Genomic DNA, 17,108 nt, shown 5'->3' on the forward strand with positions numbered 1-17,108 from the left:
TCAAGTATGATGCTTGCAGTATATTTGCCGATTTTTTGGTAAATTCACCAAGTTAATTAGATCGTTTATATACCCTATGGATTTCAAGATGCATCGCGACGGCAAGGGAGCGAATCCCCGGGAGCATAGATAACGATGTGACCGGGGTGAGAGAGTGTAGCCAACAAAGAGGCAACTTGAAAGATAACAGGTATATCCCGAGTCTTGAGGAAACCGCGTTAAACGCCACCAAAGATGTCTGAACAAAACAGGATTGATTGCCGAATATGACAACCTTTTATTCCGTCCTAAGTTGGCTTGCTATTTTCTTTTATTGGCTGATTGTTGCCAGTATCACTTTACGCATTCTGATAAAACGCCGGCCGGTCACTTCTGCTATGACCTGGCTGCTGATTATCTATATCCTACCCTTAGTTGGAATCATCGCTTACCTGTCATTTGGTGAGCTGCATTTGGGAAAACGCAGAGTTGAACAAGCAAAAGCCATGTGGCCTTCAACAACCGTATGGCTTGAAGAATTGCGCAAATCTCGCCATATCTTCGCGACAGAAAATAGCGAAGTCGCGACACCACTATTCCAGCTTTGCGAACGACGGCAAGGGCTGGCGGGTGTTAAAGGTAACAAGATCCAACTACTGAAAACCTATGACCATTCACTAAAAACCATTATCAAAGATATTGAGAATGCCAAACACAGTATTGATATGGTGTTTTACATCTGGCAAACCGGCGGCTTGGTTGAGCAAGTGACGGATGCTCTTATGGCCGCAGCACACCGAGGAGTCAGATGCCGTATTATGGTGGATTCAGCCGGTAGCTGGTTATATTGCCGTAGCCAATACCCGGATATCATGCGCCAGGCGGGAATTGAATTTGTTGAAGCTTTGCAAGTCAATATATTCCGTCTATTTCTACGCCGTATGGATCTGCGCCAGCATCGTAAAATTATCTTGATAGACGATTATATCTCTTATGCCGGCAGTATGAATATGGTCGATCCACGCTTTTTTAAACAAGATGCCGGTGTTGGGCAATGGATCGATATCATGGTACGAATGGAAGGACCGGTTACTACAACCATGGGGGTTATTTACGCTTGTGACTGGGAAATGGAAACAGGTCAACGTATCTTTCCGCCATCACCAGATAACAATATCATGCCATTTGAACAGGCCAGTGGACACACAACTCAGGTTATTGCATCCGGCCCCGGATTCCCTGAGGAGTTGATTCAACAATCTTTAATGACGGCTATTTTCTCTGCCCGTAAGCAACTGATTTTAACTACCCCTTATTTTGTTCCCAGTGATGACCTGACAAATGCTATTTGCACCGCCGCTTTACGAGGGGTTGAGGTTATTATTATCGTTCCACGCAGAAATAATTTCTTTTTAGTTCGTTGGGCAAGCCGGGCATTTTTTGCTGAACTATTAAACGCCGGTGTTAAGATTTATCAATTTGAAGATGGATTGCTACATACTAAAAGCGTTTTAGTTGATGGCCAACTCAGCATGGTGGGTTCCGTTAATCTCGATATGCGTAGCCTGTGGCTAAATTTCGAAATTACCGTGGTGATTGATGATGAAAACTTTGGTAATGATCTGACGCTGGTGCAATACGATTATATCGCCCATTCTACATTGCTGGAAACTCATGAGTGGGAACAACGCCCTTTGTGGCATCGGATTATTGAGCGTATTTGTTACTTCTTTAGCCCGCTACTGTGACCAATACCCTCGTCTTGTAAAGACGGGGGTACCAATCAACGCTTCAACATGCTTTAATTCTTCATCATGACCTACGAATAAATCAATATGGACAACAGATCTCCACAAGCTATGGATTTAGACCTCAATAACCGCATGACAGAAGATGAAACCCTTGAGAAAGCCTATGACATCTTTCTCGAACTGGCTTCGTTCAACCTTGACCCCGCTGATATTCTGCTATTTAGCTTACAATTCGAAATACGTGGCGGCGCAGAATTACTGCCCCCTTCTGATGGGTGGCTTAAACACGTGGATTTCAATCCAAACCCTGATTTCTTTGCCGAAGTCATTATCGGGCTAGCAGAATCTGAGGATGCTGAGATCAACGATGTTTTTGCCCGCATCCTTATTTGTCGAGAAAAATCTCACCCGATTTACCATATTTTGTGGAAAGAGTGAAAAATTAAAGTCAGTTATTTTGATCTGCTCTTTTTTATGCAAAAAGTGAGAGCTACCCGTTTTAAGGCAGGTCTGAATCCTGATATAAAACCCCAAAAGTAACTCTCACATTGAGTGTCCCTCAATAACTACAATGGATCAACCTTCAAACAAGACACGGCATGGCGGAAACTCCCCTCCATCAATGGTCGGGTTTTAGCACATTCAGGATCTGCCATCGGGCAACGTGTACGGAAAACACATCCTGATGGCGGGTTGATAGGTGACGGTAATTCCCCTTCCAACAATTCAATGTGTTTATTTCGTTCTTTATCTGGATCAGGCACCGGTACCGCCGACATCAACGCCTTGGTATAAGGGTGCTGTGGATTATGGTAAACCTCATCATAAGTACCCAACTCCACTGCATGCCCAAGGTACATCACCAGTACACGGTCAGATATGTGCTTAACCACCGCCAGATCATGAGCGATAAAAATTAGCGACAGCCCCATTTCTCGTTGTAATTTTTGCAACAAGTTAACGACCTGAGCCTGAATGGATACATCAAGTGCAGATACCGGCTCATCACAAATCACCAATTTAGGTTCAAGGATAAGTGCACGGGCAATTCCAATACGTTGACATTGACCACCAGAGAATTCGTGCGGATAACGGTTAATCAAATTCGGTAATAACCCAACCTTCATCATCATGGCTTTTACCCGCTCTTTAATTTCCAGCCCTTTCATCTTCGGATGATAAGTGCGCAGTGGCTCAGCGATAATATCGCCAATCGTCATTCGCGGGTTTAAGGATGCTAATGGATCCTGGAATATCATCTGGATATCACTACGAATATCCCGCCACTGTTTATCATCCATATCCAGCAGGCTTTTTCCCAACCACGTTACCGAACCACCGGAAGACTTAACCAATCCGATAATTGCACGCGCAAAAGTCGATTTACCACAACCGGATTCACCAACCACACCAAGGGTTTCCCCTTCGTATAATCTTAATGTGACACCATCAACCGCTTTCAAGGTTTTTGTTGGTTGCCAAAACCATTGTTTGCCATCTTTGATATCAAAGTGAACTTTCAGATCTGCTACTTCCAGCAGCACACGTCTTTCTTCAATCGGACTCATACCAATTCCCCCGGTGCTTTAAAACAAGCTCGCAAACGCCCGTTGCCAAATGTCTCTAACCCTGGATCACAATTTACACAACGATCTACTGAAAACTGGCAGCGTGGCTGGAACGGACACCCTTTCGGCAACCGTAATAAGTTAGGTGGATTTCCGGGAATGGTCGTCAACGATGCTTCATCACCATCAAGACGTGGAACAGCATTAAGCAGGCCAATAGAATAAGGATGGGTTGGTTGATAAAACACTTCACGGGCCGAACCATATTCCATCGTTCTCCCCGCATACATCACCAACACTTTGTCACAAATACCAGCAACCACCCCCAAATCGTGAGTAATCATAATAATCGCGGTATTAAATTCCCGTTTCAGCTCATTCAGTAAAGTCATAATCTGAGCCTGAACCGTGACATCAAGTGCGGTTGTCGGTTCGTCAGCAATCAACAATTTTGGTCGACATAACAACGCCATCGCGATCATCACACGCTGACGCATCCCACCAGAAAATTCATGAGGATACATCCGCATTCGCTTAAGTGCTTCTGGCATTTTGACGGCATCCAGCATCCGTATCGATTCAAGGTATGCTTCACTTTTACTCATATGCTTATGCAACATCAATACTTCTGTAAGCTGATCGCCGATACGCATATAGGGATTGAGAGATGTCATTGGGTCCTGAAATATCATTGATATCTCTTCTGCTCTCATGCGGTTAAGCGCTTTCTCTTCAAGGTTAAGAATTTCCCTGCCATTAAAAATAGCGGAACCGCCAATTTTGCCGTTTCTGGCCAGTAGCCCCATCAAAGCAAAAGCGGTTTGTGATTTGCCAGAACCAGATTCACCCACAATTCCCAGCGTTTCCCCCGCTCGTAAATCAAAATTCAGCTTGTTCACCGCGGTAACATCCCCGTCAGGGGTGCTAAAAGTCACGTCCAACTCTTTAACAATTAACAACGGCTCAGAACTTTTCTGGTTTTTAACGCTGTCCATGTTACCTCCTTAACGATCTTTCGGATCGAGGGCATCACGCAAGCCATCGCCGATAAAGTTAAAACAAAACAGTGTCACCACCAGAAAACCGGCAGGAAACATCAGCAACCACGGGGAAACTTCCATCGAATTCGCACCATCACTTAACAATGCGCCCCAACTGCTTAACGGCTCTTGAGTTCCCAATCCCAGAAAACTAAGAAATGATTCAAACAGAATCATGCTTGGCACCAATAAAGAGGCATAAACCACCACCACTCCCAACACATTAGGGACAATATGGCGCAGCACAATATGACGGGTTGGCACACCACACACCAACGCCGCCTCAATAAACTCCTTACGTTTCAAGCTCAGTGTCTGACCGCGGACAATACGCGCCATATCCAACCATGACACCATACCGATGGCGATAAATATCAGAAAAATATTCTGTCCGAAGAAGGTCACCAGCAGGATCACAAAGAACATAAATGGAAATGAGTTCAAAATTTCCAACATACGCATCATGACTGAATCTATTTTTCCGCCCATATAGCCGGATAATGATCCATATAAGGTCCCGACGACGACCGCAACCAAAGCGGCTGCCACCCCAACCATTAATGAAATGCGCCCCCCAATGGCAACACGCACCAGTAAATCACGGCCGGAAGAATCGGTACCAAAATAGTGACCAGATTCAAAATCAGGTCGCATCGACATCATGGCCCAGTCAGTATCGTCATAAGTGAATTGAGCTAACATCGGTGCCAAGATCACAAACAAAGTAATCAAAGATAGCAGACACAAACTGGCAATCGCTGCCCGGTTGTGAATAAAACGACGTCGTGCATCCTGCCACAAACTACGGCCTTCAATTTCTAATTGCTCAGAGAAATTTTCCAGAGCTTCGCTATTTTGTTTATTAACTATCATTGCGTGCTCCAGTCTTAATAACGAATCTTCGGATCGATAACAGCGTACAATACATCAACAATCGCATTGAACAGAATCGTTAAGCTACCAACTAAAATAGTCAGACTTAACACCAACGAATAGTCACGGTTCAATGCGCCATTAACAAACAACTGCCCTATTCCCGGTAACCCGAAGATCGTTTCAATCACCATTGAGCCGGTAAGAATGCCGACAAAAGCAGGCCCCATATAAGAGATAACCGGTAATAATGCGGGCTTTAAAGCATGGCGGAAAATAATGATGCGCAATGGCAACCCTTTAGCTCGCGCAGTACGAATAAAGTTAGAGTGCAGCACTTCTATCATCGAACTCCGGGTAATACGGGAGATACTGGCGATATAAGCCAAAGACAATGCCACCATCGGCAAAATCATATATTTAGGCGCACCGCCATTCCAGCCTCCTCCCGGTAGCCATTTAAGATGAATAGCGAACCCCAGCACCAGTAACGGTGCCACGACAAACCCCGGGATAACAACCCCCGTCATGGCGAACCCCATAACCGTATAATCCCATTTGGTATTTTGATTAAGTGCCGCAATAACCCCGGCGCTGACCCCCAAGACAACCGCCATGATAAATGCCGAGACGCCTAATTTAGCCGATACTGGAAACGCTGTTGCCACAAGATCGTTAACAGAGTAGTCCTTATATTTAAAAGAGGGCCCAAAATCTCCTTTAGTGAGTTGAATTAAGTAATCAAAATATTGTTTATAAATTGGATCATTCAGATGATATTTCGCTTCAATATTTGCCAGCACTTCTGGTGGCAATTTCCGTTCACCGGTAAATGGGCTGCCCGGCGCTAACCGCATCATGAAAAACGAAATAGTGATAAGGATAAAAAGTGTCGGGATCGCCTCTAAACAACGGCGTAAAATAAATTTAAGCATCGCCCGTTCCTATGTGTTGGCCCTCAACCCTGGCCTTAAAATAATTTGACCCTAAAGCAGCCCTCTCCGGGCTGCTTTACAACGTTAGTGTTTGATAATATAAAAATCTTTGGTGTGTAAATTATCCAAAGGATCTTTCCCTGTATAGCCACCAACATAGGGCTTCACTAACCGGGTATTCACATAGTAATAGAGAGGGACAATAGCCGAATCTTTATCTAACTGCGCTTCTGCTTGCTGGTAAACAGCAGCACGTTCATCATCTGTTGCCACTTTCAGAGATTGTTTCATCAGTTTATCAAACTCATCACTCTTATAATGAGCCGTGTTATTACTACTGTAAGAAAGCATTGAATTCAGGAATGAAGAAGGTTCGTTGTAATCGGCACACCAGCCAGCACGGGCCACGTCATAATTCCCCTGATGTCGTGTATCAAGGAAAGTTTTCCACTCTTGGTTTTCTAAACGAACATCAGCACCTAAATTTTTCTTCCAAATAGAAGCTACCGCGATTGCAATTTTTTTATGTAGATCAGATGTGTTATAAAGCAAATTAAATTTCAATGGATTATCTTTATTATAACCGGCTTCAGCCAGTAATTTTTTGGCTTCCTGGTTGCGCTGTTCCTGACTCCAACCAGTAAACCACACCGGTTTCATCTCTTTCATACCATCAGTCACTGGCGGTGTATAACCGGAAGCCGGGATATCACCCTGTGCTTTTACTTTATTGGTCACAATGTCGCGGTCCATAGCCAATTTCAGTGCAGTACGAACGCGGGGATCATTAAATGGAGGTTTTTCGTTATTAATTTCGTAATAATAAGTACATAATTGTGGGTTAATGTGCAACTCGTTCGGGATCTCTTTTTTCAGCTTCTGGAATAGCTCAATCGGCAAATTGGTATAAGTCATATCAATTTCACCACTGCGATAACGATTGACATCCGTGACCTCTGACGAAATTGGCAAGAAAGTAACCTGATCAATAACGGTATTTTTGTTATCCCAATATGTTGGGCTGCGCTCCATCACAATACGTTCGTTAACTACCCAATTTTTCAGTTTATAAGCCCCATTACCGACAAAATTCTGCGACTGAGTCCATTTTTCGCCATATTTTTCTACCGTCGCTTTATGCACCGGTGACATTGAAGAGTGAGCCAAAAGCCTTGGTAGATAAGGAACCGCTTCGCTCAATGTAAGCTGCAATGTATAGTCATCCAGCGCCTTTACTCCCAGAGCATCTGGTTTCTTTTTACCACTGATGATGTCATCAATATTGGTGATATGGGCATACTGGAGGTAACTTTCATAGGGAGAAGCGGTATTAGGATCAGCCAGACGCTGCCAACTGTAAACAAAATCATGCGCAGTGACAGGATCACCATTAGACCACTTAGCATCTTTACGCATATGGAATGTCCAGACGGTGAAGTCTTTATTTTCCCAATTGGTCGCAGAACCTGGTAAAATTTCGCCATTCGGACCAACGATGACGACCCCTTCAAACAGATCGCGGGCCAAATGTGATTCTGGTACTCCTTCAATCTTATGCGGGTCTAACGATTGCGGTTCAGAACCGTTATTACGGACTAAAACCTGTTTATCCGCTAATTGAACGCCATCAGGCACTTTTGCCGCAAAGACCTGACTTGCCATTATCATACTCAGTGCAGCGCTGATGCTGACAGTAAGTAGTCTCTTTTTCGTTGTGTTTATCATCTTTTTCTACTCCAATTTTACATCGTCAGACTTTTTATCAGCCGACGGCCCAGAAATAAGGGGTGGATTACCACCTGCATACAAAAGGAACGATTTTGTTTGCAGGGTCTCAGTAACTCTTTTGAATAAAGCTACTGTCTAATTTTTTATCCTATACAGTCGCTTAATATCCATATAATCCAATGGGTCTTTCCCTGAAAACCCTCCCACTGATGGGCTAACAAGCCGTACACTCACCCGGTAATAAACGGGAATCAGCACCGAGTCTTTATCCAGTTGAAACTCGGCTTGTTGATATAATTTCTTACGCTCAATAGCATCCTTAGCGATTAACGCCTGTTCCAGATAGCTATCAAAATTTTTATTCTGATAGAAAGTGGTGTTATTGCTGCTGTCTGACAACAACATGTTTAAAAATGCTGTAGGTTCATTGTAATCGGCACACCAGGTTGCTCTGGTCACCTCATAATTCCCTTGATGGCGGCTTTCAAGAGAGGTTTTCCATTCCTGATTCTGCAAAATCACATCCGCTCCCAGATTCTTTTTCCACATGGAAGCGGCAGCAATAGCTTGTTGTTTATTTTGCTCAGAGGTGTTGTACAACAAGGTGAACTTCAATGGATTCGCCTGATTGAAACCGGCTTGGGCTAACAATTCTTTGGCGCGTTTATTGCGCTGCTCCTGTGTCCAATTAGCCCATTCTGGCTTAACAAAATCGCCACCACCGATAAATGTTGGCGTGAAACCATAAGCCGGGATTTGCCCCTGCCCCATAATTTTTCCAGCGATAATATCCCGGTCGAGACTTAATTTGACAGCTTCGCGGACTCTAACATCAGTAAATGGCGGTTTTTTGTTGTTAATTTCGTAATAAAACGTACAAAGATATGGACTGACACGAACCTGTTCAGGGAGCTCCTTTTTCATTTTCTGATACAGAGTCGGCGGAATGGCGCTATTGGTGATATTTACCTCTCCACTACGATAGCGGTTAATATCACTGGTTTCGGATTGAAGGGGTAAAAGAGTCGCTTGATCAATAACTGTTTTTGCATTGTTCCAATATCGCGGGTTGCGTTCGATCACTATCCGCTCATTGACCACCCACTCTTTTAACAGATACGCCCCATTACCCACATAGTTTTCTGGTAGCGTCCATTTATTACCTAACTTTTCGACCACATCCTTTTTGACGGGTTTCATTGCCGTATGGCTGAGCATACTGACGAAATAAGGCACGGGGTGCGTCAGAGTCACCTGCAAACGATGATCATCCAGCGCTTTTACCCCCAACTGATCAGGCAATTTTTTACCCTTCAGAACATCACTAATATTTTCAACGTAAGCATATTGAAGATAGCTGGCATAAGGTGAACCCACTTTTGGGTCAGCTAACCGTTGCCAGCTATAGACAAAATCGTGGGCAGTGACAGGCGTTCCATCACTCCATTTAGCATTATCACGCAAATAAAAAGTCCATACCTTGTAATCCTGATTTTCCCAATGGGTCGCAACGCCTGGCACAACTTCTCCCTCAGAACCCGTCCTCACTAACCCTTCCAGGAGATTAAGAATAATGTTGCTTTCTGGTACACCTTCGACTTTATGTGGATCAAGCGAGGCAACTTCTGCGCCATTATTAATAATAATCTGCTGTTTATCCGCAAGTTTCACACCATCTGGAAGTTCAGCGGCAGACACGGCTGTAACAGAAAACGCCGATAATAAAAATATACAGGAAATAAACTTATGTAATTTTAATCGTTTGATCTTCATTTTTTACCTCCAGTTTGATGGACCGGTTCATTCCACATATCCCATCAAGGCCGGTATCTTCACATTATTTAACCCAAAGTAACGGATTAAATATTAAAGGCAACTTATCATATCAATTGTTAAAATATCGCTCTCATATTGCAAAAATCATCCTTACAAACAACTTAGTACGACTTATTACATTAATTGATAAAATACCCCAAAATTCATTATAACTAATTGATGTATATAGCATTATCAACTTAACACTTAAATAAAATAGTAAACAAAGCTAGACTAAAGATGAAAATAAACATAATTTTAACAAATTGCAATCAATGCAAATTAAAAACCTACATTCATCACAAAACAGTGGTGGAAGCAACCAGTTACACATTGAACTAACAGGAAAGAATAATTTAGAAAAATATTGGGTTATTTGTATAAAATTCAGGAAGTACCGATAAAAGAAGGGAGAAAAGCCTATGAAATAGGCTTTATAATAAAAATGATAAGAATATTATAATTTGTAATTTCACTAGAAAGGAAGCTAGCACCTTTTATCGTAAATCATATCAAAGCAACCCTGGGAATAGCGCTCTGATCCCTGTCACAATCAGTTCAATCCCCAAAGACATCAATAGCAGTCCCATAATTCGGGTGATAACGTTAATGCCTGTTTGCCCAAGATATTTGACGACTAAAGGTGCAGATCGAAACAATAACCAACAGCAAAAAGCAAACAACGCGCTGGTAAGCATCAACCCAATAAAATTCTGCCATCCCTGATAACGAGAACTCCAGACAATACAAGAACTGATTGCACCGGGACCTGCCATTAACGGCAATGCCAACGGCACCACACCCACACTTTCTCTAACGGCTGTTTCTGATTTTTCCTGCTTATTCTGTTTGTCCTCTCCAAGTTTACCGTTAATCATCGACATCGCGATGGTCACAACCAAAATCCCACCGGCAATGCGAAAAGAGTCAATGGAAATGCCAAACATACGCAGTATCAAGTCACCTAACAGCAAAGCTGTCCATAAAATGATGGCAACAGAAATATTGGCAATAAAGTTAGTTCTATTACGCGCCGATTGGGCTTGGTAGTGAGTCATACTGATAAAAACCGGCAAAATACCAACAGGATTGACCAGTGCAAATAGCCCAACAAAAAACTTAATGTAACCTGGCAGATCCAGCAGTAAGTCACCCACGAAGAACCTCTATTGAGTTACGCTGTGTTGTTAAAAACATTCTCATGATTGCTCTCCCAAAGATCATATAAAACTTAATTTTTTCTTCACTTTATACTGGAGAAGTTCCCTTTTCCATCAACCACAACGCTTTTTTTAATTTAAAATATCTTATATAACAAGTTGTTAACCCGATATTTTTATTAGATTAAAAATTCAACCTTTTAACGCTATTTACAACCCAATCAATAATAATTATCACTGACCCAAGCTGAAAGGAATCAGCTTGGGAATTTATGTGATTAAGATCAATATATATTTAATACCAAATGGTAACCTGTAGTTACCAAAAAATCACCCAATTAAATGGTCTAAAAAATACTTATTCATTGATATTAAAGGGTTTTTAATATTTTCCAGGAGTACTTCTTTATGACTGTAACTCATGTTACTGAACTGAACGAACTCGTTGCTCGGGTAAAAAAAGCACAACGTGAATTTGCTAACTTTTCTCAGGAGCAAGTTGACAAAATCTTCCGCGCAGCAGCCCTTGCAGCGGCAGATGCACGTATCCCTTTAGCAAAATTAGCCGTAGCAGAATCCGGTATGGGCATTGTCGAAGACAAAGTAATCAAAAACCACTTTGCTTCCGAATATATCTATAACGCTTATAAAGATGAGAAAACCTGCGGCATTTTGTCTGAGGATAAAACATTCGGCACCATCACTATCGCCGAACCTATTGGCTTAATCTGCGGTATCGTGCCAACCACTAACCCAACATCTACCGCTATTTTTAAGGCCCTCATCAGCCTAAAAACCCGTAACGGCATTATTCTCTCACCCCACCCACGCGCCAAAAAAGCAACAACCAAAGCAGCAGAATTGGTTCTATCCGCTGCGGTTGCCGCGGGTGCGCCAAAAGATATTATTGGCTGGATTGATGAACCCTCCGTTGAACTTTCCAATGCATTGATGCACCACCAAGACATCAATCTCATCCTGGCAACCGGAGGCCCAGGTATGGTAAAAGCGGCATACAGCTCTGGTAAGCCCGCAATCGGCGTCGGTGCCGGTAACACCCCGGTTGTCATTGATGAATCAGCTGATATTAAACGCGCTGTTGCATCTATTCTGATGTCTAAAACCTTTGACAACGGCGTCATCTGCGCTTCAGAACAATCCGTTATCGTGGTGGATGAAATTTATGATCAGGTGCGTAAACGTTTCTTTACTCATGGCGGTTATCTGTTACAAGGCAAGGAACTGAAAGCTGTTCAAGATATCATTCTGAAAAACGGTAGTCTAAATGCGGAAATCGTTGGTCAATCTGCAACAAAAATTGCCGAAATGGCAGGCATTAATGTTCCTGAAAAGACCAAGATCTTGATTGGAGAAGTGAGCTTAACTGATGAAGCAGAACCCTTTGCTCACGAAAAATTGTCTCCACTGCTCGCTATGTATCGTGGTAATAGCTTTGAAGATGCCGTAGAAAAGGCAGAAAAATTGGTTGAAATGGGCGGAATTGGTCACACTTCTTGCTTGTATACCGATCAGGACAATCAAGCCGCACGAATCAAGTATTTTGGCGATAAAATGAAAACAGCTCGTATTCTCGTGAATACTCCTGCTTCTCAGGGCGGTATCGGTGATCTCTATAACTTCAAGCTTGCCCCCTCTCTGACACTAGGCTGCGGCTCTTGGGGAGGAAATTCCATCTCTGAAAATGTAGGGCCCAAACATCTCATCAATACCAAAACCGTGGCGAAAAGAGCAGAAAATATGCTGTGGCATAAACTTCCGAAATCCATTTACTTCCGTCGCGGCTCCCTGCCTGTGGCATTAGAAGAAGTTGCAACCGACGGTGCAAAACGCGCTTTTATCGTAACAGACCGTTTCTTATTTAATCATGGTTATGCTGATCAAGTCACTGATGTGCTGAAATCCCACGGGATAGAAACAGAAGTTTTCTTTGAAGTTGAAGCAGACCCTACCCTAAGCACTGTTCGTAAGGGTGCGGAACAAATGCACTCATTCAAACCGGACATCATTATTGCTCTGGGGGGAGGGTCCCCAATGGATGCGGCCAAAATTATGTGGGTGATGTATGAACACCCTGAAACGCATTTCGAAGAGCTAGCTCTACGGTTTATGGATATCCGTAAACGCATCTATAGATTCCCCAAAATGGGGGTTAAAGCGAAAATGGTCGCCATTACCACAACTTCCGGCACAGGTTCTGAAGTGACACCATTTGCGGTTGTCACTGATGATGCAACCGGCCAGAAATATCCACTGGCTGATTATGAATTGACGCCTAATATAGCTATTGTTGATGCCAATCTAGTCATGGATATGCCGAAATCACTCTGTGCTTTTGGTGGGCTGGATGCAATCACTCACGCTTTAGAAGCTTATGTATCAGTCTTAGCAAACGAATACTCTGACGGACAAGCACTGCAAGCGCTAAAACTACTGAAAGAGTTCCTCCCAACCAGCTATCATGAAGGGGCCACGAACCCAGTTGCCCGTGAACGGGTTCATAATGCAGCAACTATTGCAGGGATTGCATTTGCTAATGCCTTCTTGGGGGTATGCCACTCTATGGCGCATAAACTGGGTTCTGAGTTCCATATCCCGCATGGCTTGGCTAACGCATTGCTGATTTGTAACGTTATCCGCTATAACGCTAACGATAACCCAACCAAACAGACTGCATTCAGTCAATATGATCGCCCACAGGCCCGCCGTCGTTACGCTGAAATTGCCGATCATCTTGGTTTATCGGCTACGGGTGACCATACTGTCACAAAAATTGAAAAACTGTTAGCCTGGCTGAAAGAGCTCAAGTCTGAGCTAGGTATCCCGACATCTATCCGTGAAGCGGGCGTTCAAGAAGCTGACTTTCTGGCAAAAATTGATAAGTTATCTGAAGATGCCTTCGACGACCAATGTACCGGTGCTAACCCACGCTACCCGCTGATTTCTGAGCTAAAACAATTGCTGTTGGATTCATACTATGGACGAGAATTCACAGAAACCGTTGCAACAGAAAAAAGCCAATAAGAACAAATTTATTAACTGATTAAATACTACTTAAGGGTGCTGATATCAGCATCCTTTAACTTACGCTGCTCTATATCCGTTATCTTTCAAGTTGCCTCTTTGTTGGCTGCCCGGTCACATCGTTATCTATGCTCCCGGAGATTCACTCCCTTGCCGTCGCGATCCATCTTGAAATCCATTGGGTATATTCTTAATACAAACTCTCAAACAGAACATCCAATCGCTTCACAGAAATCTATCCATTACACGCTGTCTTTTCTGTTTTTCCTCGCCTCATTAATAGCCTCCATATAGTGCTTACGGCAAACAGACACATATTTTTCATTACCACCGATATCAACTTGCTCGCCATCATAAATGGCCGCACCTTCGCTATCAAAACGTAATACACGGTTCGCTTTGCGTCCACAATAGCAAATAGTTTTCAATTCAACTAACTTATCAGCCCATGCTAGAAGATACTGGCTACCACTGAAAAGCTCGCCTCTGAAATCAGTTCTCAGCCCATAACAAAGAACCGGAATATCATCATAATCAGTCACCTTACATATCTGTTCAATCTGTGCTTTCGTGAGAAAATGGCACTCATCAATAAGCACACAATGCACTTTTGCCTGCTTATTTTCATTTCTGATCAACTCACCAATATCTGTCTGTTGACTAAACAGAAGTGCATCAGAAGATAATCCAATCCGAGAATTGACTTTTCCATTTTCAAACCGGGTGTCAATTTCTGCGGTAAACACCAGCGTTCTCATCCCTCTTTCATTATAGTTATAAGAGGATTGCAACAAGGATGTCGATTTTCCAGCATTCATTGCGGAGTAATAAAAATAAAGTTGAGCCATCAACCCTGCCCCTTAACAAAATTTATAAAGCCATATAGTCAGATGAGTTTACCATAAACTTGAGTCGTGATTATCCATCTTAGTAAGCTGCACGGGTTGATATACCGAAATATTTAGCTTAGTGATGTCTTAATGATTCATGACCACCATCACACCAGCCGAGTAATAAAACGCATTTGAGTGACAAATGTTCATGCTTAAATTAAAAAATGAAAGCCAGGCTGATTTGTTGCATATCGTATGCAAATTAATAATGTGCGTGATTTACTTCCAGGAACCGGTAACAGTAAATCAGCGATAACTCATGGATTAGTCATAAGTTTTTTTTAACTTAGTATTATTCTGCTTTAGCGGGTATGATAAGAAACAGTTAAAATTACTTACCGATTTAGTATATACCTGGTTTATAAATTAGAGAGATTATCATGTCGCCTCTTTGTTAAAGGTACCCTGAACATGTTATTGGGGAATGACAATCGAAATAGCTGTATAAAAAGCGCTATATAACTTTTGTAAAGAAATTACGTTTAAAAAAAAAGAGCTATTTTATCGGAATATGAGAAATTGACTATTGCAGAAAATAAAATAGCATTCTATTATTATATCCACATCCGCCATCATCATTAATAATTTGAGACCAGGACAATGAGCGATTTAAAAACCCTAAATAACATCCGTACTTTACGAGCCCAAGCAAGAGAATGCCAACTTGAGTTCTTAGATGAAATACTTGAGAAACTGACCGTCGTTGTTGAAGAACGTCGTGAAGAAGAAAGTCAGGTACAAGCTGAATTAGAGGAACGTACACGTAAATTGGAAGAAGTTCGTAAAATGATTCTTGACCAAGGAATTGATCCAAGCGAATTGCTTCAGACAATGAGCGCCGGCAAATCTGCTGGTAAAGCAAAACGTCCTGCACGTCCAGCTAAATACCAATATGTTGATACAAACGGTGAAACTAAAACTTGGACTGGCCAAGGACGTACACCTGCTGTTATCAAAAAAGCAATTGAAGACGAAGGAAGAACGCTGGAAAGTTTCTTACTCTAATTCATTGTTTTTCAAGTTAATTTAATTAAAAACACCCTTTTAAAATAGAAGGGTGTTTTTATTGTAAAACAACTTAGCTGACAAAAGAATTAACGTCTATCGTACAAACGAGATAAGTATCCTTGAGAAGAATTTAGTCGAGTTGCCCGTTTTTTGTATCCTTTCTTTATGACAAAGCAAGGCTAGTTACTCACTTAGCCAATGCCTAGATAAATTAATAATCAAACAGGCACAACTATTTCCTTCTCTCTGGTCACGGTCGTTGATTCAATAGATAAGGAGCCAACGGCTCCTTATCTTATTTAGACTGATGATAGAAACTCAAATACCACTCTACAAACTGCTTCACACCCTGCTTCACAGATGTATTTGGGGCAAACCCTATTTTTTGGACAATGCCACTTGAATCAGCACAGGTCGACAGAACATCACCATCTTGCATGGGCATGAAATTTTTCTTAGCCTGAATGCCTAATGATTCTTCTATTGCTTCAATAAAATCACCTAGTCTAGTTGGTTGACCATTACCAATATTATAAATACAGTAAGGGGCAGAGCTGGCAGATATTTGCCCATCTTCAACCATCCAGCCCTCATTTGATGTGGGAATGATCTCTTGCAATCTGATTATTGATTCAACGATATCATCTATATACGTAAAATCTCTAACCATATTACCGTGGTTATAAACATCAATAGGCTGCCCTGATAACATGGCCTTGGTGAACTTAAATAAAGCCATATCAGGACGTCCCCACGGACCATATACTGTAAAGAAGCGCAAACCTGTCGTTGGCAACTGATAAAGATGAGAGTAACTGTGAGACATTAATTCATCTGATTTTTTCGTTGCCGCATATAGTGAAACGGGATGATCAACCGAATCGTTTGTAGAAAACGGTTGCTTTCTATTTAATCCATAAACAGAACTAGAAGAAGAATATAATAAATGCTCAACATTATTGTGACGGCAACCTTCCAGAATATTGATATGCCCTATTATATTCGAATCAATGTAAGCCATTGGGTTTTGCAACGAATAGCGAACACCCGCCTGAGCTCCCAGATGGATAACCCGCTGAAATTGGTGTCGCGAAAAAAGATCGGGAATGGCTATTCTGTCAGCTAAATCTAGCTTTTCAAATTTAAAACCTGACCTATCAAATAATAGATCTAACCGTGCTTGTTTGAGATTCACATCATAATAGTCATTAAGGTTGTCGATACCCACAACCTCATGCCCCATTTGCAATAATCTCTGGCTCACATGAAAGCCAATAAAACCAGCAGCACCTGTGACTAAGAATTTCATTGTATTA

Annotated in this window: 13 protein-coding genes; 4 read left to right on the forward strand and 9 right to left on the reverse strand. The window is 42.2% G+C overall.

What is annotated here, in order from left to right:
- Nucleotides 1-266 precede the first annotated feature (266 nt).
- Together cls and PluTT01m_RS12830 are read left to right on the forward strand one after the other, a co-directional pair.
- Complete coding sequence (cls, locus tag PluTT01m_RS12825) at nt 267-1,727, forward strand: cardiolipin synthase (RefSeq protein WP_041380093.1); 1,461 nt, start codon at nt 267-269, stop codon at nt 1,725-1,727.
- A 111-nt stretch (nt 1,728-1,838) separates the two neighbouring features.
- On the forward strand, nt 1,839-2,168 hold the full coding sequence (locus PluTT01m_RS12830) for an HI1450 family dsDNA-mimic protein (RefSeq protein WP_011146711.1): 330 nt from the start codon (nt 1,839-1,841) through the stop codon (nt 2,166-2,168).
- Nucleotides 2,169-2,296: 128 nt separating this feature from the next.
- Here the strand turns inward: PluTT01m_RS12830 and oppF are convergent, their stop codons facing one another.
- The 7 genes from oppF to PluTT01m_RS12865 form a co-directional block, all read right to left on the reverse strand.
- Nucleotides 2,297-3,298, reverse strand: coding sequence for a murein tripeptide/oligopeptide ABC transporter ATP binding protein OppF (oppF, locus tag PluTT01m_RS12835; RefSeq protein ID WP_011146712.1), 1,002 nt, complete (start codon nt 3,296-3,298; stop codon nt 2,297-2,299).
- On the reverse strand, nt 3,295-4,293 hold the full coding sequence (oppD, locus tag PluTT01m_RS12840) for an ABC transporter ATP-binding protein (protein WP_011146713.1): 999 nt from the start codon (nt 4,291-4,293) through the stop codon (nt 3,295-3,297). The genes oppF and oppD overlap by 4 nt, the downstream gene beginning before the upstream one ends.
- Before the next feature lie 9 nt (nt 4,294-4,302).
- Nucleotides 4,303-5,211, reverse strand: a complete 909-nt coding sequence (gene oppC, locus PluTT01m_RS12845) for an oligopeptide ABC transporter permease OppC (RefSeq protein WP_011146714.1) — start codon at nt 5,209-5,211, stop codon at nt 4,303-4,305.
- Nucleotides 5,212-5,225: 14 nt separating this feature from the next.
- Nucleotides 5,226-6,146, reverse strand: a complete 921-nt coding sequence (gene oppB / locus PluTT01m_RS12850) for an oligopeptide ABC transporter permease OppB (protein ID WP_011146715.1) — start codon at nt 6,144-6,146, stop codon at nt 5,226-5,228.
- A gap of 84 nt (nt 6,147-6,230) precedes the next feature.
- A complete protein-coding gene (oppA, locus tag PluTT01m_RS12855) occupies nt 6,231-7,871 on the reverse strand; it encodes an oligopeptide ABC transporter substrate-binding protein OppA (protein WP_011146716.1) in 1,641 nt (546 codons plus the stop codon).
- A gap of 138 nt (nt 7,872-8,009) precedes the next feature.
- Nucleotides 8,010-9,647 carry an ABC transporter substrate-binding protein gene (locus tag PluTT01m_RS12860; protein ID WP_011146717.1) on the reverse strand — a complete coding sequence of 546 codons (1,638 nt, stop codon included), beginning with the start codon at nt 9,645-9,647 and terminating at the stop codon, nt 8,010-8,012.
- 554 nt (nt 9,648-10,201) lie between these two features.
- Nucleotides 10,202-10,846 (reverse strand): YchE family NAAT transporter, encoded by a 645-nt coding sequence (locus PluTT01m_RS12865; RefSeq protein WP_011146718.1) that lies wholly within the window; start codon nt 10,844-10,846, stop codon nt 10,202-10,204.
- 411 nt (nt 10,847-11,257) lie between these two features.
- On the opposite strand from PluTT01m_RS12865, the gene adhE reads away from it, so the two are divergent.
- On the forward strand, nt 11,258-13,891 hold the full coding sequence (gene adhE / locus PluTT01m_RS12870; protein ID WP_011146719.1) for a bifunctional acetaldehyde-CoA/alcohol dehydrogenase: 2,634 nt from the start codon (nt 11,258-11,260) through the stop codon (nt 13,889-13,891).
- A 242-nt stretch (nt 13,892-14,133) separates the two neighbouring features.
- On the opposite strand, the gene PluTT01m_RS12875 is transcribed toward adhE, so the two are convergent.
- Nucleotides 14,134-14,739, reverse strand: a complete 606-nt coding sequence (locus PluTT01m_RS12875; protein ID WP_011146720.1) for a thymidine kinase — start codon at nt 14,737-14,739, stop codon at nt 14,134-14,136.
- 645 nt (nt 14,740-15,384) lie between these two features.
- Between PluTT01m_RS12875 and hns the strand changes: the two genes are divergently transcribed.
- Entirely contained in the window at nt 15,385-15,789 is a 405-nt protein-coding gene (hns, locus tag PluTT01m_RS12880; RefSeq protein WP_011146721.1) for a histone-like nucleoid-structuring protein H-NS, read from the forward strand.
- Nucleotides 15,790-16,087: 298 nt separating this feature from the next.
- On the opposite strand, the gene PluTT01m_RS12885 is transcribed toward hns, so the two are convergent.
- A complete protein-coding gene (locus PluTT01m_RS12885) occupies nt 16,088-17,101 on the reverse strand; it encodes an NAD-dependent epimerase (RefSeq protein ID WP_011146722.1) in 1,014 nt (337 codons plus the stop codon).
- Between the last annotated feature and the right edge of the window lie 7 nt (nt 17,102-17,108).

It is taken from the genome of Photorhabdus laumondii subsp. laumondii, assembly GCF_003343245.1.
Taxonomy (GTDB): domain Bacteria; phylum Pseudomonadota; class Gammaproteobacteria; order Enterobacterales; family Enterobacteriaceae; genus Photorhabdus; species Photorhabdus laumondii.